At 71.1% G+C, this 21,215-nt stretch carries 17 protein-coding genes; 8 read left to right on the top strand and 9 right to left on the bottom strand.

Annotated elements, in window-relative coordinates; genetic code table 11:
* Window positions 1–4 precede the first annotated feature (4 nt).
* The 4 genes from ACZ4VW_RS03650 to ACZ4VW_RS03635 form a co-directional block, all read right to left on the bottom strand.
* The gene (locus ACZ4VW_RS03650) at window positions 5–856 is read right to left on the bottom strand and encodes a carbohydrate ABC transporter permease (RefSeq protein WP_467957980.1); all 852 of its coding nucleotides are present in this window, start codon (window positions 854–856) and stop codon (window positions 5–7) included.
* Window positions 853–1,743 carry a carbohydrate ABC transporter permease gene (locus ACZ4VW_RS03645; RefSeq protein ID WP_467957978.1) on the bottom strand — a complete coding sequence of 297 codons (891 nt, stop codon included), beginning with the start codon at window positions 1,741–1,743 and terminating at the stop codon, window positions 853–855. Before ACZ4VW_RS03645 ends, ACZ4VW_RS03650 begins: the two co-directional genes overlap by 4 nt.
* Window positions 1,744–1,747: 4 nt before the next feature.
* Window positions 1,748–3,076: an ABC transporter substrate-binding protein gene (locus ACZ4VW_RS03640; RefSeq protein WP_467957976.1), complete on the bottom strand. Its 1,329-nt coding sequence runs from the start codon at window positions 3,074–3,076 to the stop codon at window positions 1,748–1,750.
* A gap of 142 nt (window positions 3,077–3,218) precedes the next feature.
* On the bottom strand, window positions 3,219–4,364 hold the full coding sequence (locus ACZ4VW_RS03635; RefSeq protein ID WP_467957974.1) for a substrate-binding domain-containing protein: 1,146 nt from the start codon (window positions 4,362–4,364) through the stop codon (window positions 3,219–3,221).
* Between the two features lie 176 nt (window positions 4,365–4,540).
* On the opposite strand from ACZ4VW_RS03635, the gene ACZ4VW_RS03630 reads away from it, so the two are divergent.
* Entirely contained in the window at window positions 4,541–6,367 is a 1,827-nt protein-coding gene (locus ACZ4VW_RS03630) for a DUF2264 domain-containing protein (RefSeq protein ID WP_467957972.1), read from the top strand.
* 60 nt (window positions 6,368–6,427) lie between these two features.
* Here the strand turns inward: ACZ4VW_RS03630 and ACZ4VW_RS03625 are convergent, their stop codons facing one another.
* Together ACZ4VW_RS03625 and ACZ4VW_RS03620 are read right to left on the bottom strand one after the other, a co-directional pair.
* On the bottom strand, window positions 6,428–7,201 hold the full coding sequence (locus ACZ4VW_RS03625) for an SDR family NAD(P)-dependent oxidoreductase (RefSeq protein WP_467957970.1): 774 nt from the start codon (window positions 7,199–7,201) through the stop codon (window positions 6,428–6,430).
* 424 nt (window positions 7,202–7,625) lie between these two features.
* Window positions 7,626–8,318 carry an MOSC domain-containing protein gene (locus tag ACZ4VW_RS03620; protein ID WP_467957967.1) on the bottom strand — a complete coding sequence of 231 codons (693 nt, stop codon included), beginning with the start codon at window positions 8,316–8,318 and terminating at the stop codon, window positions 7,626–7,628.
* 80 nt (window positions 8,319–8,398) lie between these two features.
* On the opposite strand from ACZ4VW_RS03620, the gene ACZ4VW_RS03615 reads away from it, so the two are divergent.
* Complete coding sequence (locus tag ACZ4VW_RS03615) at window positions 8,399–9,292, top strand: LysR family transcriptional regulator (protein ID WP_467957965.1); 894 nt, start codon at window positions 8,399–8,401, stop codon at window positions 9,290–9,292.
* Between the two features lie 166 nt (window positions 9,293–9,458).
* Here the strand turns inward: ACZ4VW_RS03615 and ACZ4VW_RS03610 are convergent, their stop codons facing one another.
* The gene (locus ACZ4VW_RS03610; RefSeq protein WP_137993885.1) at window positions 9,459–9,794 is read right to left on the bottom strand and encodes a WhiB family transcriptional regulator; all 336 of its coding nucleotides are present in this window, start codon (window positions 9,792–9,794) and stop codon (window positions 9,459–9,461) included.
* Between the two features lie 461 nt (window positions 9,795–10,255).
* Here ACZ4VW_RS03610 and ACZ4VW_RS03605 point away from each other — a divergent pair, with 461 nt between their 5' ends.
* From ACZ4VW_RS03605 to ACZ4VW_RS03590, 4 genes are all read left to right on the top strand, one after another.
* Window positions 10,256–10,867, top strand: a complete 612-nt coding sequence (locus ACZ4VW_RS03605) for a response regulator transcription factor (RefSeq protein ID WP_003948568.1) — start codon at window positions 10,256–10,258, stop codon at window positions 10,865–10,867.
* A gap of 271 nt (window positions 10,868–11,138) precedes the next feature.
* Complete coding sequence (locus tag ACZ4VW_RS03600) at window positions 11,139–11,714, top strand: sigma-70 family RNA polymerase sigma factor (RefSeq protein ID WP_467957963.1); 576 nt, start codon at window positions 11,139–11,141, stop codon at window positions 11,712–11,714.
* A gap of 140 nt (window positions 11,715–11,854) precedes the next feature.
* Window positions 11,855–13,357 (top strand): IMP dehydrogenase, encoded by a 1,503-nt coding sequence (gene guaB / locus ACZ4VW_RS03595; protein WP_467957961.1) that lies wholly within the window; start codon window positions 11,855–11,857, stop codon window positions 13,355–13,357.
* A 106-nt stretch (window positions 13,358–13,463) separates the two neighbouring features.
* Window positions 13,464–14,588: a GuaB3 family IMP dehydrogenase-related protein gene (locus ACZ4VW_RS03590; protein WP_355105231.1), complete on the top strand. Its 1,125-nt coding sequence runs from the start codon at window positions 13,464–13,466 to the stop codon at window positions 14,586–14,588.
* Between the two features lie 90 nt (window positions 14,589–14,678).
* On the opposite strand, the gene ACZ4VW_RS03585 is transcribed toward ACZ4VW_RS03590, so the two are convergent.
* Window positions 14,679–15,170 (bottom strand): hypothetical protein, encoded by a 492-nt coding sequence (locus ACZ4VW_RS03585; RefSeq protein WP_467957958.1) that lies wholly within the window; start codon window positions 15,168–15,170, stop codon window positions 14,679–14,681.
* A gap of 92 nt (window positions 15,171–15,262) precedes the next feature.
* Window positions 15,263–16,504: a nucleotide sugar dehydrogenase gene (locus tag ACZ4VW_RS03580; RefSeq protein WP_467957956.1), complete on the bottom strand. Its 1,242-nt coding sequence runs from the start codon at window positions 16,502–16,504 to the stop codon at window positions 15,263–15,265.
* A 224-nt stretch (window positions 16,505–16,728) separates the two neighbouring features.
* Between ACZ4VW_RS03580 and ACZ4VW_RS03575 the strand changes: the two genes are divergently transcribed.
* Together ACZ4VW_RS03575 and ACZ4VW_RS03570 are read left to right on the top strand one after the other, a co-directional pair.
* Window positions 16,729–18,435: a glycerol-3-phosphate dehydrogenase/oxidase gene (locus ACZ4VW_RS03575; RefSeq protein WP_467957954.1), complete on the top strand. Its 1,707-nt coding sequence runs from the start codon at window positions 16,729–16,731 to the stop codon at window positions 18,433–18,435.
* A gap of 387 nt (window positions 18,436–18,822) precedes the next feature.
* Window positions 18,823–21,153, top strand: a complete 2,331-nt coding sequence (locus tag ACZ4VW_RS03570; protein WP_467957952.1) for a serine/threonine-protein kinase — start codon at window positions 18,823–18,825, stop codon at window positions 21,151–21,153.
* The last annotated feature ends 62 nt before the right edge of the window (window positions 21,154–21,215 follow it).

Here is a 21,215-nt window from a genome sequence, read left to right as displayed (position 1 = left end):
CTCCTCACTTGACGCTGCCGGCGGTCAGACCGGCCTTCCAGTGGCGCTGCAGGGAGACGAAGGCGACGACGAGGGGGACGACGGCCAGCAGGGACCCGGTGACGACGAGGGGGTAGTAGTCGGGTTCCGCGTGGGCGTTGCTGTTCCATGCGTACAGCCCGAGGCTCAGCGGGAAGAGCTTCTGGTCCGAGAGCATCACCAGGGGGAGGAAGAAGTTGTTCCAGATGGCGGTGAACTGGAAGAGGAAGACGGTCACGAAGCCCGGCATGATCATGCGCAGACCGATCGACCAGAAGGTGCGGAGCTCGCCCGCGCCGTCGATACGCGCGGCCTCCAGGGCCTCGTCGGGGATGTAGCCGGAGCTGAAGACCCGCGAGAGGTAGACCCCGAAGGGGTTGACCAGCACGGGGATCAGCACGGCCCAGTAGGTGTTGACGATGCCCACCTCGCTGGCGAGGAGGTACATGGGCAGGGCGAGCGCCGTGGTGGGTACGAGCACGCCCAGGAGCACGAGGCCGAAGAGCTTCTCCTTGCCGCGGAACTGGTACTTGTCGAAGGCGTAGCCCGCCGCGACGCTGATCAGCGAGCAGGCGAGGGCGCCCACTCCCGCGTACAGCAGGCTGTTGACGTACCAGTGGACGTAGATGCCGTCGTTGTACTCGGCGAGGCGGCTCAGGTTGCCGCCGAGGTCGAAGCCCTCGAAGGAGAAGGCGTTGCCGGCGAGCAGCCCGCCCGCGTCCTTGGTGGCCGCGGTCACCAGCCAGACGAGCGGGAAGAGCATGTAGACGACGGCGAGGACGAGCGCTCCGTTCACGGCGGACTTGGAGAGCCAGGCGCTCTGGGGCCGGTGGGTCATGCTGTCTTTCCCTTCCGACGGCCGGTCAGGCGGGTCACGCCGAAGGACAGCAACGCGGCGGTCAGGGCGAGGAGGACGGAGGCCGCGGCCGCGAGCCCGTAGTCGTTGCGGTCGAAGGCCGCGGTGTACGCGTACATGTTCGGCGTCCAGGTCGAGGTGACGGCGGAGCCCGTTCCCTTGTTGAGGATCAGCGGCTCTGTGAACAGCTGCAGCGAGCCGATGACGGTGAAGAGCCCGACCATCACGAGCGAGGCGCGGATCAGCGGGATCTTGATGCTGAAGGCGATTCGCCAGGAGCCGGCGCCGTCGACGGTGGCCGCCTCCAGGACGGAGCGGTCGATCGCCTGCAGCGCGGCGTAGAAGATCACCATGTTGTAGCCGAGCCACTCCCACAGCGCGATGTTGACCACGGAGGGCAGGGCGCCCTCGGGTGAGAAGAAGTCGAAGCCGATGCCGCCGGCCTCCATGGCCTCGACGACCGGGCTGAGCTGGGGTGTGTAGAGGTAGACCCAGATCAGCGCGGCGATGATGCCGGGGACGGCGTGCGGGAGGAAGAGCGCGAGCTGGAAGAAGCGGCGGGCGCGGGCGAGCGCCGAGTCGAGCAGCAGGGCGAGGCCGAGGGCCCCGGCGAGCAGCAGCGGAATGTAGAACAGGCAGTATCCGAGCAGTACGCCGAAGCCCTCGCGGAAGGCCCGGTCACCCAGCGCCGCGGTGTAGTTGTCGAGTCCGGTGAAGACGGTCTCGGTGCCTCCGAAGCCCAGCCCGGACTGCTTCTCGGTGAACAGGCTGAGCCAGACCGCGTATCCGATCGGCACGACCATCACCGCGAGGAACAGGGCGAAGAACGGGGTCAGCAGGAACGCTGCGGCACGGGTGCGGGCGTTCATTCGGTCAGCCCTCGACCTTCAGACCGCGCTTGGACAGCTCGGTGACGGTGGCCTGGTGACCGGTCCTGATCGCGTCGGCGATCGTCGGGCCGCCCTGGGAGATCTTGCCGAACTGGTCCTTGATGGTCGTGTTGGTGGTGCCGGTGGTCGGTCCCCAGGCCCAGTTCTCGTTGATGGAGGAACCGGCCTGCTCGAAGAGGGCGTAGATGTCCTGGCCGCCGTAGAAGCTCGCGTCGAACGCCGCCTTGGCGACGGGGCGCAGTGCGCTCGCGGCGGGGAAGGCGCTGGAGGTGCCGGAGGCGATACGGGCCTTGACGCCGGCCTCGGTGGTGGCCATCCATTCGGCGAACTCGACGGCCGCCGCCTTCTTCTCGCTGTCCTTCGTCACGGCGAAGGAGGTTCCGCCGAGCATGCCGCTCGCGGGCTTTCCGTCCCAGGTCGGGATGGGCGCCACGGCCCACTTGCCGCTCTGTTCGGGCAGGGTGCCCTTGAGGACGCCGGCGCCCCAGGACGCGCCGAGGTAGCCGATGGTCGTGCCGTTCTTGAGCGAGCCGGTCCACTCGGGGCTGAACGAGGCGTTCTTGTGGACGAGGCCGGCGTCGAGAAGACCCTGCCAGTAGGCGGCGACCTTGGTGGTGGCCGCGTCCGTGGTGTTGATCTTCCAGGTGTCGTTCTCCGCCTTGAACCACTGGGCGCCGGCCTGCCAGGCCATCGCCTCGAAGGTGGTCGGGTCGTCGGGGAAGAACGTGCCGATCCGGACCTTGGCGTCGGCCTTCTTCACCTTCTCCGCCGCGGTCTTGAAGGCGTCCCAGGTCCGGGGGACCTCGATGTTGTGCTTCTCGAACAGGTCCTTGCGGTAGTAGAAGACCTGCGGCGCGGCGTCGAAGGGGACGGCCCAGGTCTTGCCGCCGAGGGTGGTCAGACCGACGGACTGCGGCAGCAGCTTGCCCCGGTCCGCCTCGGTGAACTCGTCACCGATGTCCTGCAGGGCGCCGGAGCTGACGAACTCGGGGAGGGAGGGGTACTCGATGGACACGAGGTCCGGGGCGTTCCCCGCCTTCACGGCGTTGGAGATCTTGGCGTAGCCGCCGGCGGTGCCGGAGGGGATCTCCTCGAACTTCACCTGGATGTTCGAGTGGGAGGCGTTGAACGCGTCCACCACGTCCTTGGAGCCCTTGGCCCAGCCCCAGAAGGTGATGGTCACGGGCTTGCCGTCGGTCCCCTTCGAACCGGCGGACGTGTCGTCACCGCCGCCGCCACAGGCCGTGAGGACGGCGAGGGCGGTGGCGGTGCCGGCTATGACACGGGATGCTCTGCTCCAACTGCGGGTCACGGCACAACTCCTGAGGACGGCGGCAAGGGGTGATGGGCCGTGATCCTGTGACCGTTCATGACCGAAGTCAAGAGCGAAAGATTGATTGATCGAAAAAAGATCGGATCGATCAGGAGGTGCGAGCCCCTTGGCGGGTGAGCCCTCAGGCCGAGCGAGGTCCCAGGGGAGCCCCGCAGGAGGACCGCACCCGCAACCGAGGCAACAGGCTCAGATGGCGCCGCGACGCCTCCTCGTCCGGGGCCTCCGTCAGCCGCTCGATCAGCAACTCCGTGGCGTGGCGCCCCACCTGGCGCTTGGGCGGGGCGACCGCCGTGAGGGGGGTGTCGGCGAGCGCGGCGACCTCGTCGTCGTACGCGATCAGGGCCAGGTCCTCCGGCACCTTCGCGCCCAGGTCCGCCAGGCGCTGGACGATCTCGATCGCGTCCACGTCGTTGTGGACCAGGGCCGCGCTCACCCGGCCGGAGGTCACCGCCTCGTGCAGAGCCCGTACCGCCCGCTCGAAACCCTCCGGATCCTGGTCGGCCGGTACGGATTCGATCACCGGGCCGGGCGCCTCCAAGCCCAGGGTGTTCAGCGCCTCGGCGTACCCGGCGCGCACCGCGAGAGCCGTCGGGCTGTCGCCGCGGGCCACGAGCAGCGGGGTGCCGTGTCCCAGCTCCAGCAGATGGCGCAGGGCGAGCAGGACGCCGTGGCCGTGGTCGGACACCACCCGGTCCAGAGCGTCGAGGGGCGTACCGGGGTCGGCCCGGCGCTCCAGGAGAACCGCGGGCACGGACAGCTCGGCCAGCCAGTCCCCGTACCCGAGCCGGTCCTCCGGGCCTCGCCAGCCGGGGGCGACGAGCACGCCCTCGGCGCCCGCCGCGAGCAGGCCCTCGGTGCGCGCGCGGTCCTCCTCCGGGCGGTAGTCCGAGATCCGCAGCACGAGCCGGGCCCCCGCACGTGCCGCGGCCTCGTGCGCGCCCCGGATGACCTCGGCGAAGTAGTACGTGGCGGAGGGCGCGAGCAGTCCGAGCACGAGCCCCTCGCCGGAGCGCCGGGCGCCCGGGTCGCCCCGGCGCTCCGGCCGGTCCGTCCGATCGGTCCCGTCGGAGCTCTCGGACCGCGCCGGCCAGGAGACCTGGCCGTGCACGCGGTCGAGCAGACCCCTGGCCGCCAGCGCCTCGACGTCGCGGCGGGCGGTGACGGGGGAGACCCCCAGCAGCGTGGCCAGGTCGGCGACGCGCGCCGTACCGCGCTCGCGCACCAGGGCCAGCAGTCGGTCGTGTCGTTCGGCGGCACTCTCGCGCACGGCGTGTCTCCCCCTTGCGGTTGGTGGTCCGGCGGGCCGCCGGCCTTGTGGTCCGACCTTCTCATGCAGAATGATCGAATCGAAGAGTGTTTCGATCATTCGGTCCAGATCCATTGACGTTCGATCGAGGCGCGTCCATGATTCCGGCGACGCAGACGTCCGCCGCAGGGAGCATCATGCCCACGCCGTCCGAGAACCGTGAGCTCAGCCCGTTCACCGGCTGGACCCGCGCCCACTGGGAGGACACCGCCGACCGACTTCTCCTCGCCGTAAGGCCGTACGCCTCGCCCCGCCACGGCCTCTTCGACCTGCCCGGGCCCCGCCCCAGCTGGTCCGGCACCCGCTCCGACGGCCTCGAAGGCCACGCCCGCACGTTCCTCCTCGCCGCCCTCCGGGTGGCGGGCGCCCGAGGGGCGGATCCGTACGGCCACCTGCCCCGCTACGCCGAGGGGCTCGCCGCCGGCACCGAGGAGCCCGGCTCGACCGGTCCCGACTCCTGGCCGCCCCTCACCGACGTACGCCAGGCCGTCGTCGAATCCGCCTCCGTCGCCGTCGGTCTGCGCCTGACCCGCCCCTGGCTCTGGGACACCCTCGACGACCGCACCCGGCAGCGCGCCGTCGACTGGCTGCTCCCCGCGCTCGAGCCCTCCCCGGTCGACAACAACTGGTGGCTCTTCGGCCTCACCGTCGCCGGCTTCCTCCAGGACGCCGGCATCGAGACCGACCGCGCCGCCGCCACCATCGACCGCTCCCTCGGCCGCATCGAGAACTGGTACCTCGGCGACGGCTGGTACAGCGACGGCGACAACCGCGCCTTCGACCACTACAACGCCTGGGCCCTGCACCTCTACCCCGTCCTCCACGCCCACCTCTCCGGCGACCAGGACCTCCTCGACCGCTACGGCCCCCGCCTGCGTCGCCACCTCGACGACCACCTCCACCTCTTCGACGCCAAGGGCGCCCCCCTCCCGTACGGCCGTTCCCTCACCTACCGCTTCGCCGCGGCAGCCGCCCCCTGGCTCGGAGCGCTCACCGGACACACCCCGCTCACCCCCGGCGCCACCCGCCGCCTCGCCTCCGGCGCGCTCCGGTACTTCCTGGACCGGGGCGCCACCGACGAACGCGGCCTGCTCACCCTCGGCTGGCACGGCCCGTACGCCCCGGCCGTGCAGAGCTACTCCGGACCCGCCTCCCCGTACTGGGCCTCCAAGGGCTTCCTCGGCCTCCTCCTCCCCGCCGACCACCCGGCCTGGACCGACCGGGAAGAACCCCTCCCCGCCGAGCGCGCCGACACCGTGCGCACCGCCGCCCCGGCCGGCCTGCTCATCCAGTCCACCGCCGCCGACGGACTCGTCCGCCTCCACAATCACGGCAGCAACCATGTGAGCAGCGACCCGTCCGGCGACGACGACTCCGGCTACGCCCGCTACGCCTACTCGACCCGCACCGGCCCCACCACCCCGCCCGACCAGCCCGACAACCACTTCGCCCTGGTCCTCGACGGCAGGGTCACCCGCCGCGGCCCCGCGACCCCCCTGGGTGCCGGCCCCGGCTGGGCCGCCTCCCTGCACACCCCGCTCCCCGGTACCCGGGTCCTCTCCGCGACCCTCGTCCACGGCCGCGCCGAGGTCCGCGCCCACCTCGTCATCGGAGCCCCCGACGGGACTCCCGTACGCCAGACCGGCTGGGCCGTCACCCCCGACGGCCCCACCGCCCAGCTCCATCCGGTCCACGGCTATCCGCCGGCCACCGCCCCCACCGAGAACACGGCACTCGCCACCGGCGCCACCCTGCAGGGCGGCCCGCACACCCGCACCGCCGCCCTGTACGGCGCAACCCGGGGCCCCGAAACCCTCTTCGTGGCCCTCGCCTCACTCACCGCCGAGCCGAGCCCCGCCCCCGTCACCACCCTCGCGACCGTCCAGGTCTCCGGCCGCACGATCCAGGTGACCTGGCAGGACGGCACCACGGCCGAACTCGCCCTCGATCCGCAGGATCTGTGAGAAGCCGCCGTACTCCCTCCCGCCGTACTCCCTCCCGCCGTACCCCCTCCTGCCGTCCCCCTACTTCGGTCCGTACGCGCGGCCGGCCTTGGAGGACAAGCCGCCGAGCAGGCCGCGGGGCGCCAGCTTCACCACGCCCATCAGCGCCTTGTAACGGGGGTCCGGGATGGACAGCGTCTTCCCCCTCGCCAGGTCGCCCAGCGCCGTCGCGACCAGCTTGTCCGCGTCGAGCCACATCCAGCCCGGGATGTTGTCCGTCCCCATCCCGGCCCGCTCGTGGAACTCCGTCCGGACGAACCCCGGGCAGAGCGCCATCAGCCGCACGCCCGAGCCCGCGAGATCGCGCGCCGCGCCCTGGGTGAACTGCACGACCCACGCCTTCGACGCCCCGTACGTGCCACGGGGAACGAACGCCGCCACCGAGGCCACGTTCACCACCCCACCCCTGCCGCGCGTACGCATGGACCCCGCCGCCGCGGACGTCAGCCGCAGCACCGCCTCGCAGTGCACCGTGAGCATCTTCAACTCGTCGGCCATGGACACTTCGAGAAACCGGCCCTTGTTGCCGAAACCGGCGTTGTTCACCAGCAGATCCACCGGCTGTCTCGCATCGGACAGCCGGGCCTCCACGGCCGCGATCCCCTTCTCCTCGGACAGATCCGCCGCCAGGACCTCGGCCTCGATGCCGTGTTGGTCGTGCAGCTCGGTCGCCTGCTCCCGCAGTCTCTTCACATCGCGGGCCACGAGCACCACGTCGTGACCGTCCGCCGCCAGCTTCCGCGCGAAGGCGGCCCCGATCCCCGCGGTGGCGCCCGTAATCAGTGCAGTCGTCATACGCGGCACGTTAGTGCCCCGCGTGCGGGTGTGGCGTACGGGCCTTCTCTGCCCGCCGCCCCTTCCCCACGAGGCTTCCCGGGCCGGAACTCCTTCCGCCCCGCCCGCGTCGTCAGGTCGAAGACCCGCGTGGCGTCCGAGCGCCCGGTCGAGGGGGCGAGCGGCGGTATCCCCAGTTCGCGCGGGAACTCCGCCGAGCCCACCGTGGACGCCTTCGCGCCCGAGCGGAGCCACAGGAAACCACTGCCGATCGCCGAGATCAGCACCGCGGCGATCGACCCGAGAACGATGAGAACGCGCTTGAGACGAGACATGCGAACAGCCTCCCGTTCCGCCCCCGGCGCACACATCGGGGACGGCCCCTGGACCGCCCCGAAACGCCCCTGATCCCTCCTCGGGGGCATCCCCGAGGCCCAGCCGCCGGTTACGCGACGGTTCCGTACTTCTCCGCGTACGTACGAGCGAGTTCGAGCAGGCCCGACTCCATCCACTCGGCCGCGGCGAGCGTGCTCGGCAACAGCGCGCGCTCGGTGGTCGCGGCCCGGTGCAGCAGCGCGACCGTGACCTCGTGCGCCGGCCGGTGCACGACCGACATCGCGTCGCCGGCCCGCACCTCGCCCGGCTCGATCACACGCAGCAGCGCGCCCGGGCCGGCGGTCGACTGGGTGAAGCGGCGGACCCAGCCCTGCACCTCGCCGCCCTGCTCCTGGAGGAACCCGGCGAACGTACGACAGGGAATGCGACCACCCGTCACTTCGAGGACCAGGTCAGGGCCGACCCGCCAACGCTCGCCGATCAGAGCCCCGTTGACGTCGAGCCCCAGCGTGGTCAGGTTCTCGCCGAAGGAACCGTTGGCCAGAGACCGGCCCAGCTCCCGCTCCCAGAGGTCGATGTCCTCCCGCGCGAAGGCGTAGACGGCTCGATCCTCACCGCCGTGGAACCGCAGGTCGCACACCACGTCCCCGGCGACCCCGCTCGCCCCGGCGCCGCGCTCGCCGGGAGACTCCACCCGCACCGGCCCCTCGACCGGTCGCTTGTCGATCCCCGTCATCCCCGACGCGGCGTCGGTGTAGTCCACGGCCCTGGCCCGTCCGGCGTTCACGCTCAGCAGCTTCATGAGGGGCACCCTAAGCGACCACACTCAAAGGAAGGAATGGATATTCGCCGCCAATCCCAAGCATCGCTTATGCTCGACCTATGATCGAGGCCCGCCATCTCCGCGTCCTGCGCGCCGTCGCCGCGACCGGCTCCTTCTCCGCGGCCGCGCGCGAACTCGGCTGCACCCAGCCCGCGGTGAGCCAGCAGATGAAGGCGCTGGAATCCTCGGCGGGAACGCCCCTGCTGATCCGGACCGGCCGCGAGATGAGGCTCACCCAGGCGGGCGAGGCCCTGGTCCGGCACGCCTCCGGCATCCTCGCGGGCCTCACGGCGGCGGAGGAGGAGGTGGCCGCCATCGCGGGTCTGCGCGCCGGCCGGGTCCGCCTCGTGTCCTTCCCCAGTGGCAGCTCCACCCTGGTCCCCACGGCCCTCGCCGCCCTGCGCGCGGCGCACCCGGGCACCCGCGTCTCGCTGGTGGAGGCGGAGCCGCCGCGCTCGGTCGAGATGCTCCGCGAGGGTGACTGCGACGTGGCCCTCGCCTTCCGCTACGGGGCGGGCCCGGACGAGTGGAACGACCTCGTCGTCCGCCCTCTGCTCGCCGACCGTCTGGTCGGCCTGGTCCCCGACGGGCACCGGCTGGCCGACGCCGAATCGGTGGGCATCGCCGAACTCGCCGACGAGCCCTGGATCGCGGGCTGCCCGCGCTGCCGCCGTCAACTCGTGGACGTCTGCGAGGAGGCGGGGTTCACCCCGCGCATCGACTTCGCGACCGACGACTACCCGGCCGTGGTCGGGCTCGTCGGTGCCGGCCTGGGCGTGGCCGTCCTCCCGGCGCTCGCCATCGAGTCCGTACGCCCCAAGGGGGCGCGCACCGTGACGGTGGAGCCGGCTGTCGAGCGCGAGATCGTCGCCCTCACACTCCCGGACCTGGCGCAGGTCCCGGCCGTCGCGGCCACTCTGGACGAACTGACCCGCGCGGCCACGCGCGCGTAGTGACCACACCGGCGTGACGCACCCGCGTACCGCCGGCCGTCCGTGGACGTACGGCCGTCATCCGTGCCGCACGTCCCGGATCGCGCGTGGCGCGGCTCCGTCGGCGCCGGGTGGGAGGCGGTCCCGGCTCCGTTCCCCTGACGTGCAGAAACGTTCCTTCAGGTCTTCAGGCGCGCCCCACGCCTGCCGAACTCGATGCCGTGGCCGATGCCGTGATCAGGCGGTTGCGGGCTCGTCCCATGAGTTCTTCGCGTTCGTCCTCGGTGAGGCCGCCCCAGACGCCGTAGGGCTCCCGCACGGCGAGTGCGTGTGCCGCGCACTCCGCGCGTACAGGGCACCGCATGCAGACCTCTTTCGCCGAGTTCTCACGCGCACTCCGTGCCGCGCCGCGTTCTCCCTCGGGGTGGAAGAACAGGGAGCTGTCGACTCCGCGGCAGGCCGCGAGGAGTTGCCAGTCCCAAAGATCGGCGTTGGGTCCGGGAAGGCGGGAGAAATCTGCCATTGCGCTTGTCCCCTTGTAACCGTGTCAACCGTGTCGAACGGATAGGTGGGCGGGTGGATGGCTGATGAACCGGGGGCCCTTCACCCCCCGCGGGGTCTCGCGTACCCGCTTTCGCGGGTTCGATCCGACCGTACAACTACTGTCTTAGTAGATGTAAATATGACTCATTGCGAATCTAGCCACAGACACCGCAAAAAGGGAAGAAATCCCGCTAAATGGGGCATAGCTTCCGATGATGGATGGATCGCCCGCGTCGCTCTCCTCCGCGTACGGCCCCTCACGTAGAGTGCCGAAGGCGGCCGTCCGACCCGTAACTCTTTCGAGTGACCGTCGTTGAGAGTGCGGAGGCGGTTGAAGGAACAAGCGCTCGGGCAGGTGTCCGAGGGTGTCAACCGCACAGGTGACGATACGTACCAGCCCTGGAGGCTCAAGGTGACGCGCATCAGCTGCGGAGGGCGGCCATGACATCCGTCCTCGTCTGCGACGACTCCCCGCTTGCCCGAGAGGCGCTTCGCCGCGCGGTCGCGACCGTGCCCGGCGTGGAGCGCGTGACCACCGCGGCCAACGGCGAGGAAGTCCTCCGCCGCTGGGGCGCGGACCGCTCGGACCTGATTCTGATGGACGTACGCATGCCCGGTCTGGGCGGCGTGGAGACCGTCCGCCGGCTGCTGTCCGCGGACCCCGGCGCCCGCATCATCATGCTCACCGTCGCCGAGGACCTGGACGGTGTCGCGCTCGCGGTCGCCGCGGGCGCCCGTGGCTACCTGCACAAGGACGCCTCGCGCGCCGAGCTGCGGGCCACGGTCACCCAGGCGCTCGCCGACCCGACCTGGCGGCTCGCCCCGCGCCGGCTGCGGTCGGCCGAGATGGGTGCGGCGCCGACGCTCACCGCCCGCGAGATCCAGGTGCTCGAGGGCATGAGCCACGGCCGGTCGAACGCGGAGATCGGGCGCGAGCTCTTCCTCTCCGAGGACACCGTCAAGACCCACGCCCGTCGTCTGTTCAAGAAGCTGGGTGCGTCGGACCGGGCGCACGCTGTCGCTCTCGGTTTCCGCTGGGGCCTGGTCCGCTAGTCGAAGCCCTGCCGCGGCGGCCCTCGTGTCCCGCTGCGGCAGCAGCGTGTGGCCCCGTGGCGGGAGCGGCTTGAGCCCCGCTGCGGAGCAGCTTGTGTCACTTCCGCGCGGGATGCCGCATCCTTGAGGTGTGGAGTTCCTCGGGGACGAGTCGATCGAGCGGGAGGGGAGGGCGCAGGAGATGAGTTCCGGCGCACCTGCTCATAACGCTTCGGTGCACAACTACGGACGCGGTGCCGCGAATCCTCAGGCGTCAAGGCACCATGGAGCGATGCGCGACGACGAGACCACGGTGATCGGTGCACTCGTTCACCGTGCCGTCGAGGGCGACGAGCAGGCGACGCACGACCTTCTGGCGCGCGTCCACCCCCTTGCCCTGCGCTATTGCCGTACGCGGCTGAGCCGGTTGCCCGGTGATGCTCGCCACTTCGTCGAAGACCTCGCACAAGAGGTCTGCGTCGCCGTCCTGATGGCGCTGCCGCGCTACAAGGACACCGGAAGACCGTTCGAGGCCTTCGTCTTCGCCATCGCCGGACACAAGGTCGCCGATCTGCAGCGGGCCGCGATGCGGCACCCGGGGTCGACGGCCGTTCCCTCCGACGAGATGCCGGAGCGGCCCGACGACTCCCTGGGCCCGGAGGAACGTGCGCTGCTCAGCGACGACGCCGAGTGGGCCAAGAGGCTCCTCGCCAATCTGCCGGAGAACCAGCGGGAGCTGCTGGTGCTGCGGGTGGCGGTCGGCCTGACCGCCGAGGAGACCGGGCAGATGCTCGGCATGTCGCCGGGGGCCGTGCGGGTGGCGCAGCACCGCGCGCTGAGCCGCCTGCGCGCACTGGCCGAGCAGTAAGGGTCGGAGAGGGCCGATGGCCCTCACGTACACGTACGAACGTCCAAAGCTGCTCTCTGATCTTGATCGTGGAATGAGACACCGTCGAGGCCCGTTAGCATGGACATCCGCACCGATCAAGGCCATTTGGGGAAGGTGTCATGACTGTCTACGTCGACGGAGTGCCCGAGAAATTCGCGACACTCGGGCTGACCTACGACGACGTGCTGCTGCTGCCTGGCGCGTCCGACATGGCGCCCGACCAGATCGACACCTCCTCGTACATCTCCAAGAACGTGCGGGTGAACATCCCGCTGCTCTCCGCGGCGATGGACAAGGTCACCGAGTCCCGCATGGCGATCGCCATGGCGCGTCAGGGCGGCGTGGGTGTCCTCCACCGCAACCTCTCGATCGCCGACCAGGCCAACCAGGTCGACCTGGTGAAGCGCTCCGAGTCCGGGATGGTCACCGACCCGATCACGGTGCACCCCGACGCGACGCTCGGTGAGGCCGACGCGATCTGCGCCAAGTTCCGCATCAGCGGTGTCCCGGTGACCGACGCGGCGGGCAAGCTGCTCGGCATCGTCACCAACCGCGACATGGCCTTCGAGACGGACCGCAGCCGCCAGGTGCGCGAGGTCATGACCCCGATGCCGCTGGTCACGGGCAAGGTCGGCATCTCCGGCGTGGACGCCATGGAGCTGCTGCGCCGCCACAAGATCGAGAAGCTGCCGCTGGTCGACGACTCGGGCATCCTCAAGGGCCTGATCACGGTCAAGGACTTCGTCAAGGCGGAGAAGTACCCGAACGCCGCCAAGGACAAGGAAGGCCGCCTGCTCGTCGGCGCGGCCGTCGGTGTCGCCGGCGACGCCTTCGAGCGCGCCCAGGCGCTGATCGAGGCGGGCGTCGACTTCATCGTCGTCGACACCGCGCACGGCCACTCCCGCCTGGTCGGCGAGATGGTCGCCAAGATCAAGTCGAACGCCTCCGTCGATGTCATCGGCGGCAACGTCGCCACCCGTGACGGCGCCCAGGCGCTGATCGACGCCGGTGTGGACGGCATCAAGGTCGGTGTCGGCCCGGGCTCCATCTGCACCACCCGCGTGGTGGCCGGCATCGGCGTCCCGCAGGTCACCGCGATCTACGAGGCATCCCTCGCCGCCAAGGCGGCGGGCGTCCCGGTCATCGGCGACGGTGGCCTGCAGTACTCCGGAGACATCGCCAAGGCGCTGGTCGCCGGCGCCGACACGGTGATGCTCGGCTCGCTGCTCGCCGGCTGCGAGGAGTCTCCGGGCGAGCTGCTCTTCATCAACGGCAAGCAGTTCAAGTCGTACCGCGGCATGGGTTCGCTCGGCGCCATGCAGTCCCGCGGTGAGCAGCGCTCCTTCTCCAAGGACCGCTACTTCCAGGAGGGTGTCGCCTCCGACGAGAAGCTCGTGCCCGAGGGCATCGAGGGTCAGGTGCCCTACCGCGGCCCGCTCTCCGCGGTCGTGCACCAGCTGGTCGGCGGACTGCGCCAGTCGATGTTCTACGTCGGCGGCCGCACCGTTCCGGAGCTCCAGGAGAACGGCCGGTTCGTCCGGATCACGTCGGCGGGCCTCAAGGAGAGCCACCCGCATGACATCCAGATGACCGTCGAGGCGCCGAACTACAGCAGGAAGTAACAGAGCGCGACGCGTGGGGGCGGTTCCGGCATGTGGCCGGAACCGCCCCTCACGCTTGTGTCGGGGATACTGGTAGGCGCAGACGTAGAGGGAAAGGCCACACATCGTGACTGAGATCGAGATCGGGCGCGGCAAGCGCGGCCGCAGGGCGTACGCGTTCGACGACATCGCCGTCGTACCGAGCCGGCGCACCCGGGACCCGAAGGAGGTCTCGATCGCCTGGCAGATCGACGCCTACCGCTTCGAGCTTCCCTTCCTGGCCGCTCCCATGGACTCGGTCGTATCGCCGCAGACCGCGATCCGCATCGGCGAGCTGGGCGGTCTCGGCGTCCTCAACCTCGAGGGCCTGTGGACCCGGTACGAGGACCCGCAGCCGCTGCTCGACGAGATCGCGGAGATGGACGAGGCGACCGCGACGCGCCGTCTGCAGGAGATCTACGCCGCCCCGATCAAGGAAGAGCTGATCGGGCAGCGCATCAAGGAGGTGCGCGACTCGGGCGTGGTCACCGCCGCAGCACTCTCCCCGCAGCGGACCGCGCAGTTCTCCAAGGCCGTGGTCGACGCAGGCGTGGACATCTTCGTCATCCGCGGCACGACGGTCTCCGCCGAGCACGTCTCGGGCGCGGCCGAGCCGCTGAACCTCAAGCAGTTCATCTACGAGCTCGACGTCCCGGTCATCGTCGGCGGCTGCGCCACGTACACCGCGGCGCTGCACCTGATGCGCACCGGCGCCGCGGGTGTCCTCGTCGGCTTCGGCGGCGGCGCGGCGCACACCACGCGCAACGTGCTGGGCATCCAGGTTCCGATGGCGACCGCGGTCGCCGACGTGGCCGCGGCCCGCCGGGACTACATGGACGAGTCCGGCGGCCGGTACGTGCACGTCATCGCCGACGGCGGCGTGGGCTGGTCCGGCGACCTGCCGAAGGCGATCGCGTGCGGCGCGGACTCGGTCATGATCGGCTCCCCGCTGGCCCGCGCCACGGACGCGCCGGGCAAGGGTCACCACTGGGGCATGGAGGCCGTCCACGAGGACGTGCCGCGCGGCAAGCTCGTGGACCTCGGCATCGTCGGCACCACCGAGGAGATCCTGGCGGGCCCGTCGCACACCCCGGACGGCTCGATGAACTTCTTCGGCGCCCTGCGCCGGGCGATGGCGACGACGGGCTACAGCGAGCTCAAGGAGTTCCAGCGCGTCGAGGTCACGGTCGCGGACGCCGAGCACAAGCGCTGACGTTCCGCCGGTCCGTACGCAGAGGGGCCCCGCACCGGATGGTGCGGGGCCCCTTCGCATGTGGCGGGTCCGACGGCGTGCGACGGCCTCCTACTGGGCGGCCTTCTTGGAGCCGGAGAACGCGGCGAACGCGGCGATCGCGAAGAACACGAACGTCATGAAGTCCTTGCCCTCGCTCCATGCCTGCGTCAGCAGGTCGAAGTGCTCGAAGAACATCTCCGTGGCGGGGACGTCCAGTTCCTTGCCACCGATGATGGCGATGGCGACGAGCTGGCCGCCGTACACGGCGCCGAGGGAGAGCACGGCGCTCACGACCGGCAGGACCGGGTGGCCGCCGCCGACCTTGCCGGCGGCGAAGCCGACGAGGAAGCCGACGCCGATCGCGGCCCAGCCGATCTCGCGCTCGACGGCTCCGGCGATGGCCCCGTAGACGCCCCCGGCGACGAGGGCGGCCACCAGGGCGGCGACGAGACCCAGCCCCACGTTGTTGCGGGACGGCGGGGGCGTCGGGGCCGCCGGGTACGGGGTGGTCGCCGCGCCGTCGGCGAAGGGGTTGCCGGGCGGCGGAACGGACTGAGACATGGTGCTGATCCCCCCAGGGACGCGTACGCACGGGTGTGCGATCGAAGAGCCCGGAGACTAGCAGTCCGCTCCGACACCCGGCCCGCCATATTTCAGAGGCGATGGGCCGCGCCCGCGGGGGTCGCGCCGCGGGTGTCCAGGAGGAGTTGCGCCTTCACCGCCAGGCCCTGCAGGTCGTAGGTGCGGTGGTGCTGCAGAAGCACCGTCAGATCGGCGTGCGCGGCAGCTTCGTAGAGGGAGTCCGCGCGGGGGACCGGGAGATCGCGGACGCGCCAGTCCGGTACGTAGGGGTCGTGGTAACTGATCACCGCGCCCAGGTCCATCAGGCGGCGGGCGATCTCGTCGGCCGGTGAGCTCTCGCGGTCGGCGAGATCGGGTTTGTACGTGATGCCGAGCAGAAGGACGCGGGCGCCTCGGGCGGACTTGCCGTGCTCGTTGAGAAGGGTCGCGCAGCGCTGGATGACGTACTGGGGCATCCGTTCGTTGACCTGGCCGGCCAGCTCGACAAGGCGGAGCGGCCGGTGGGGGCCGATGGTGTCGACGGGGACGCCGTGGCCACCCACTCCCGGGCCGGGGCGGAATGCCTGGAAGCCGAAGGGCTTGGTCTCCGCGCAGCGGATGACGTCCCAGAGGTCGACGCCGAGTTCGTGGCACAGCACCGCCATCTCGTTCACGAGCGCGATGTTGACGTGCCGGAAGTTCGTCTCCAGAAGCTTGACGGTCTCGGCTTCGCGCGGGCCACGCGCGCGTACCACCTTGTCGGTGAGCCGGCCGTAGAAGGCGGCGGCGGACTCGGTGCAGGCGGGAGTGAGGCCACCGATGACCTTGGGGGTGCCGGCGAAACCGTGCGCGCGGTTCCCGGGGTCGAGGCGGCCGGGGGAGTAGGCGAGGTGGAAGTCGCGCCCCGCGCGGAGCCCCGACCCCTCCTCCAGGACGTCGCGGAGCACCCCTTCGGTGGTGCCGGGGTGGGCGGGCGACTCCAGCAGGACCGTCGTGTGCGGGCGCAGCTTGGCCGCCAGGGCGCGCGCGGCGTCGGTGACGGCGGTCAGGTCGAGCGTGCGGTCGGGGCCGAGCGGCGTCGGCGCGCAGATGACGGCCGTACGGACCCGACCGAGTTCCGCCGGGTTGGTGGTGGGCCGGAAGCCCCCCGAGAGCATCCGGCGGATCTCCGACGCGGTGAGCGAGCCGTCGACGGGCGGGCGGCCGGCGGCGAGTTCGGCGACGGGGCGTGGATCGGTGTCGTAGCCGATGGTGTCGATGCCGGCGGCGATGGCGGCCTGGGCGAGGGGGAGTCCGATGTGGCCGAGGCCGATGACGGCGAGATCAGCGGGCATGGAGGTGGGCCGTCCTTCCCAGTAGCCGGAGGGGACGAGACGCGCAAGCCCGGTGGACAGAACGGGTCGAGCGCAATGTCAGACTAGGCGTAAATATGACCGATATGCCGCATTGGGTGGTCAAAGGTCGCCGAGTGTTATCCACAGGCGGTGGCTGAAGTCGGAGGGGCGGGACAGAATCGAGTCTGTGAGCCCGACCACGCGGGGGACGACGGGAGGCAGCGGTGAGGACAGCGACACTGGGACCCGCGGAGCGCGCCGAAGCGCTCGCGGCGATGGCCGAGCACGAACTGGACGTACTGGTCGTGGGCGCCGGAGTGGTCGGCGCCGGGACCGCCCTCGACGCGGCCACGCGAGGCCTGTCCACCGGCCTCGTGGAGGCGCGGGACTGGGCGTCCGGCACGTCCAGCCGGTCGAGCAAGCTCATCCACGGCGGCCTGCGGTATCTCGAGATGCTGGACTTCGCGCTGGTACGGGAGGCGCTGAAGGAGCGCGGACTGCTCCTGGGGCGGCTCGCCCCCCACCTCGTGAAGCCGGTGCCCTTCCTCTATCCGCTGCAGCACAAGGGCTGGGAGCGTCTCTACGCGGGCTCGGGCGTCGCGCTGTACGACGCGATGTCGGTGTCGTCGGGCCACGGCCGGGGTCTGCCGGTCCACCGGCACCTCTCGCGGCGCAACGCCCTGCGGGTGGCACCCTGCCTGAAGAAGGACGCCCTGGTCGGGGCGCTGCAGTACTACGACGCCCAGATGGACGACGCCCGCTTCGTCGCCACACTGGTGCGGACCGCGGCGAGCTACGGCGCGCAGGTCGCCAACCGCGCACGGGTGATCGGCTTCCTCCGCGAGGGCGAGCGGGTCGTCGGCGCGCGCGTACAGGACGTGGAAGGCGGCGGGGAGTACGAGATCCGGGCCAAGCAGATCGTGAACGCGACCGGGGTGTGGACGGACGACACCCAGGCGCTCATCGGGGAGCGGGGGCAGTTCCATGTACGGGCGTCGAAGGGCATCCATCTGGTGGTGCCCAAGGACCGGATTCACTCGAACACCGGGCTGATCCTGCGGACCGAGAAGTCCGTGCTGTTCGTGATCCCGTGGGGGCGGCACTGGATCGTGGGCACGACGGACACCGACTGGGACCTGGACAAGGCCCACCCGGCCGCGTCCAGCGCCGACATCGACTATCTCCTCGAGCATGTGAACAGCGTTCTGGCGGTGCCGCTCACGAGGGACGACGTCGAGGGGGTGTACGCCGGGCTGCGTCCGCTCCTGGCGGGCGAGTCGGACGCGACGAGCAAGCTCTCGCGCGAGCACACCGTCGCCCACCCGGTCCCCGGTCTCGTCGTCGTCGCCGGCGGCAAGTACACCACCTACCGCGTGATGGCCAAGGACGCCGTGGACGCGGCCGTGCACGCGCTCGACCAGCGGGTCGCGGCGTGCGTCACCGAGGACGTCCCGCTCATGGGCGCCGAGGGGTACAGGGCGTTGTGGAACGCGCGGGCCAGGATCGCCGCGCGGACCGGCCTCCATGTCGTGCGCGTCGAGCATCTGCTCAACCGGTACGGGGCGATGGCGGAGGAGATCCTGGAGCTGATCGCCGCCGACCCAGGTCTCGCGGAACCGCTGACGGGGGCGGAGGACTACCTGCGCGCCGAGATCGTCTACGCGGCCTCGCACGAGGGAGCCCGGCATCTGGACGACGTACTGACCCGGCGTACGCGGATCTCGATCGAGACGTTCGACCGGGGGACGCGCAGCGCCCGGGAGTGCGCGGAGCTGATGGCGCCCGTGCTGGGCTGGGACGAGAACCAGATCGAGAAGGAGGTGGAGCACTACGAGAAGCGGGTGGAGGCGGAGCGCGAGTCCCAGCGGCAGCCGGACGACCTGACGGCGGACGCGGCCCGGCTCGGGGCGCCGGACATCGTTCCGATCTGACGCGCCGACAGAAGTGCTTCGCGGGCAGGGCCCGGCAAGGGAGGGTTACGGCATCCTGGCCGTACGGACGGGGAACCCGAGAGGGGTGCCTCGGCGTCGGGTGCCATGGTGGGAGCGCTTTCCTCCGAGGCCGTCCTCTCGGAGTGCGGACCCGGGATCGGCATCGGTCCCCGGGTGAGAGACAATGAGCTCTCTTCCAGGGCGGGTTACCGCATCGCGCGGGAAGCGGCGGACGCGGGCGGAGATCAGGGATCGCAGAGGGGACGCATGTCGGAGGCGGAGCAGTCGCGGGACACGGCGCGGGACCCTCGGCGGAACGCCGCAGCGGGTGCCGGAACCGACGGCGACCGAGGTGTGGTTCCAGCGGCTCGTGAGGCGGAGTCGGACGTGTCGTCCGGTGAGGGATCGGCCACGGCGGCCGATGCCACCGGAGCCAAGGGCACGGCGGGGGGAGCTGAGGCTGCCCCGCAGCGCGAGCCCGCGCCCGGGGTCGAGGCAGAGGCGCCCGGGGACGCGGCGTCCAAGGGCATGGCGCCGGAGGCCGAGGCGCCCCGCGACGCGGTGCCCGGAGGTGATGGCCCCAAGGACGCGGCATCCGGAGGCGACGTGCCCAAGGACGCGGCGCCCCGAGACACCGCGCCCAGGGACGTCGCCCCGAAGGTCGGGATGGCCAAGGACGCGGCATCCGGAGACACCGCGCCCAAGCACGTGGCGCCCGAGGATTCCGCGCCCAGGGACGTGGCGCCGAAGGCAGAGGCGAAGGACGTGGCGGTCAAGGGTGAGGCAGCCAGGGGCGTGGCGCCCCGAGGTGAGAAGCCGTCAGGGGTGAAGCCTTCCGTGGGTGCGGCGGTGACGGCCGAGGGGCGGTTGCTCGCCGGCCGGTACCGGCTCGGCGGGGTGCTCGGGCGTGGCGGCATGGGCACGGTGTGGCGGGCGGTCGACGAGACCCTCGGCCGGACCGTCGCCGTCAAGGAGCTGCGCTTCCCCAACAGCATCGACGAGGACGAGAAGCGACGCCTCATCACCCGGACCCTGCGTGAGGCGAAGGCCATCGCCCGCATCCGCAACAACGGCGCCGTGACCGTCTACGACGTCGTCGACGAGGACGACCGCCCGTGGATCGTCATGGAGCTCGTCGAGGGGAAGTCCCTCGCCGACGCCGTGCGCGAGGACGGCACGCTCACGCCGCACCGTGCCGCCGAGGTCGGCCTCGCGATCCTCGACGTGCTGCGCTCCGCGCACCGCGAGGGAATCCTGCACCGCGACGTGAAGCCGTCCAACGTGCTGATCGCCGAGGACGGCCGGGTCGTCCTCACCGACTTCGGCATCGCCCAGGTGGAGGGCGACCCCTCGATCACCTCCACCGGCATGCTCGTCGGCGCACCTTCGTACATCTCCCCCGAGCGTGCCCGTGGCCACAAGCCCGGCCCCGCCGCCGACATGTGGTCGCTGGGCGGACTGCTCTACGCGAGCGTCGAGGGCAGCCCGCCGTACGACAAGGGTTCCGCGATCGCGACGCTCACCGCCGTGATGACCGAGCCCGTCGACCCGCCGAAGAACGCGGGGCCCCTTCTGGAGAAGGTCATCTACGGCCTGCTCGCCAAGGACCCCGCTCAGCGGCTCGACGACGCGGGCGCGCGGGCGCTCCTCCGGGCGGTGCTCGACGCACCCGCCCCGGTGTTCGAGCCCGAGCCGTCGCCGGAGGCCACCCGGGTGGTGCCGCTGCCGCCGGTTCCGCCCACGCCGCCGTTCGCCCCCTCTCCCTCCTCTCCGAAGGAGAGGGCGACCGACGTGGCCGCCGAGCGCGTGCGCGGGGCGCTGAAGTCCGTACGGAACGCGGCCGCCGCGGCCAAGCCCGAGCAGAAGCCGAAGCCGGATCCGCTGCTGGGCGGGAACCGGCCGGCGCAGCCGCGGGCGTCGCTCACCGACGTCGTGCCGCGCCGGACCCTGGTGATCATCGCCGCGGTCGTCGTCGTGGCCCTCCTCGGCACGATCCTGGCTGTCGCGCTGAGCGGCGGCGGGGACGGCACGAACGCCAAGGGCGGCAACAAGGGCGGCGGGGACACGGTGACGTCGGCCGGTGCCACGGCCGGCGACAGCGGCGGCCAGGACCAGGGCACGTCGCCGAGCAACCCCGGCCAGCAGGGCAGTGAGCAGCCCGGCGGTTCCGGTTCCGGTTCGGGGTCGGGTTCCGGAGAGCAGAGTGGTACGCCCTCCGGGAAGCCGGGCACCGACGGGCCCGGGGCGGGCGGCACGCAACTGCCGGCCGGCTACGCGATGGTGACCAACGACCGGTTCCACTTCACCATGGCGATGCCGGCCTCCTTCCGGCTCAACGGCATCGCCGGCCGGAACTCGGGCGGGATATTCAACGCCGACGGCGGCTACCCGCGCGTCCAGGTCGACTTCAACAGCAGCCCCAAGGACGACGCCGCCAGTGCGTGGGCCGCGGCCGTGGCCGGCGTCTCCGCCACCAGCAACGGCTACCGGCACATCGCCATCAAGCCCGTCTCGTACAAGGGATATCCGACCGTCGCGGACTGGGAGTTCGAGCGGACCGAGAAGGGCATGCGGATCCGGATACTGAACCGGGGCTTCAAGGTGGACGCCAAGCACGGCTATTCGATCATGATCAGCTGCAAGGCGGACGAGTGGGACGCTCCCGCGTGCAAGACGCTGCGCGAGACGGCGTTCGCCACGTTCAGCCCCAAGGACTGACCCGCGCCACGTATCGTGAGACGTCGCGGACCGTACGCGGCCGAAACGGCCGTTAAGTGGAC

The organism is Streptomyces sp. NPDC029139 (assembly GCF_055564335.1).
This window is presented reverse-complemented; position numbering and strand designations above follow the sequence as displayed.

Bases quoted from the DNA above. Each gene is read 5' to 3' on its own strand.
- ACZ4VW_RS03650 (WP_467957980.1), bottom strand. From the start codon at position 856: ATGACCCACCGGCCCCAGAGCGCCTGGCTCTCCAAGTCCGCCGTGAAC.
- ACZ4VW_RS03645 (WP_467957978.1), bottom strand. From the start codon at position 1,743: ATGAACGCCCGCACCCGTGCCGCAGCGTTCCTGCTGACCCCGTTCTTC.
- ACZ4VW_RS03630 (WP_467957972.1), top strand. From the start codon at position 4,541: ATGCCCACGCCGTCCGAGAACCGTGAGCTCAGCCCGTTCACCGGCTGG.
- ACZ4VW_RS03625 (WP_467957970.1), bottom strand. From the start codon at position 7,201: ATGACGACTGCACTGATTACGGGCGCCACCGCGGGGATCGGGGCCGCC.
- ACZ4VW_RS03620 (WP_467957967.1), bottom strand. From the start codon at position 8,318: ATGAAGCTGCTGAGCGTGAACGCCGGACGGGCCAGGGCCGTGGACTAC.
- ACZ4VW_RS03615 (WP_467957965.1), top strand. From the start codon at position 8,399: ATGATCGAGGCCCGCCATCTCCGCGTCCTGCGCGCCGTCGCCGCGACC.
- ACZ4VW_RS03610 (WP_137993885.1), bottom strand. From the start codon at position 9,794: ATGGCAGATTTCTCCCGCCTTCCCGGACCCAACGCCGATCTTTGGGAC.
- ACZ4VW_RS03605 (WP_003948568.1), top strand. From the start codon at position 10,256: ATGACATCCGTCCTCGTCTGCGACGACTCCCCGCTTGCCCGAGAGGCG.
- ACZ4VW_RS03600 (WP_467957963.1), top strand. From the start codon at position 11,139: ATGCGCGACGACGAGACCACGGTGATCGGTGCACTCGTTCACCGTGCC.
- guaB (WP_467957961.1), top strand. From the start codon at position 11,855: ATGACTGTCTACGTCGACGGAGTGCCCGAGAAATTCGCGACACTCGGG.
- ACZ4VW_RS03585 (WP_467957958.1), bottom strand. From the start codon at position 15,170: ATGTCTCAGTCCGTTCCGCCGCCCGGCAACCCCTTCGCCGACGGCGCG.
- ACZ4VW_RS03580 (WP_467957956.1), bottom strand. From the start codon at position 16,504: ATGCCCGCTGATCTCGCCGTCATCGGCCTCGGCCACATCGGACTCCCC.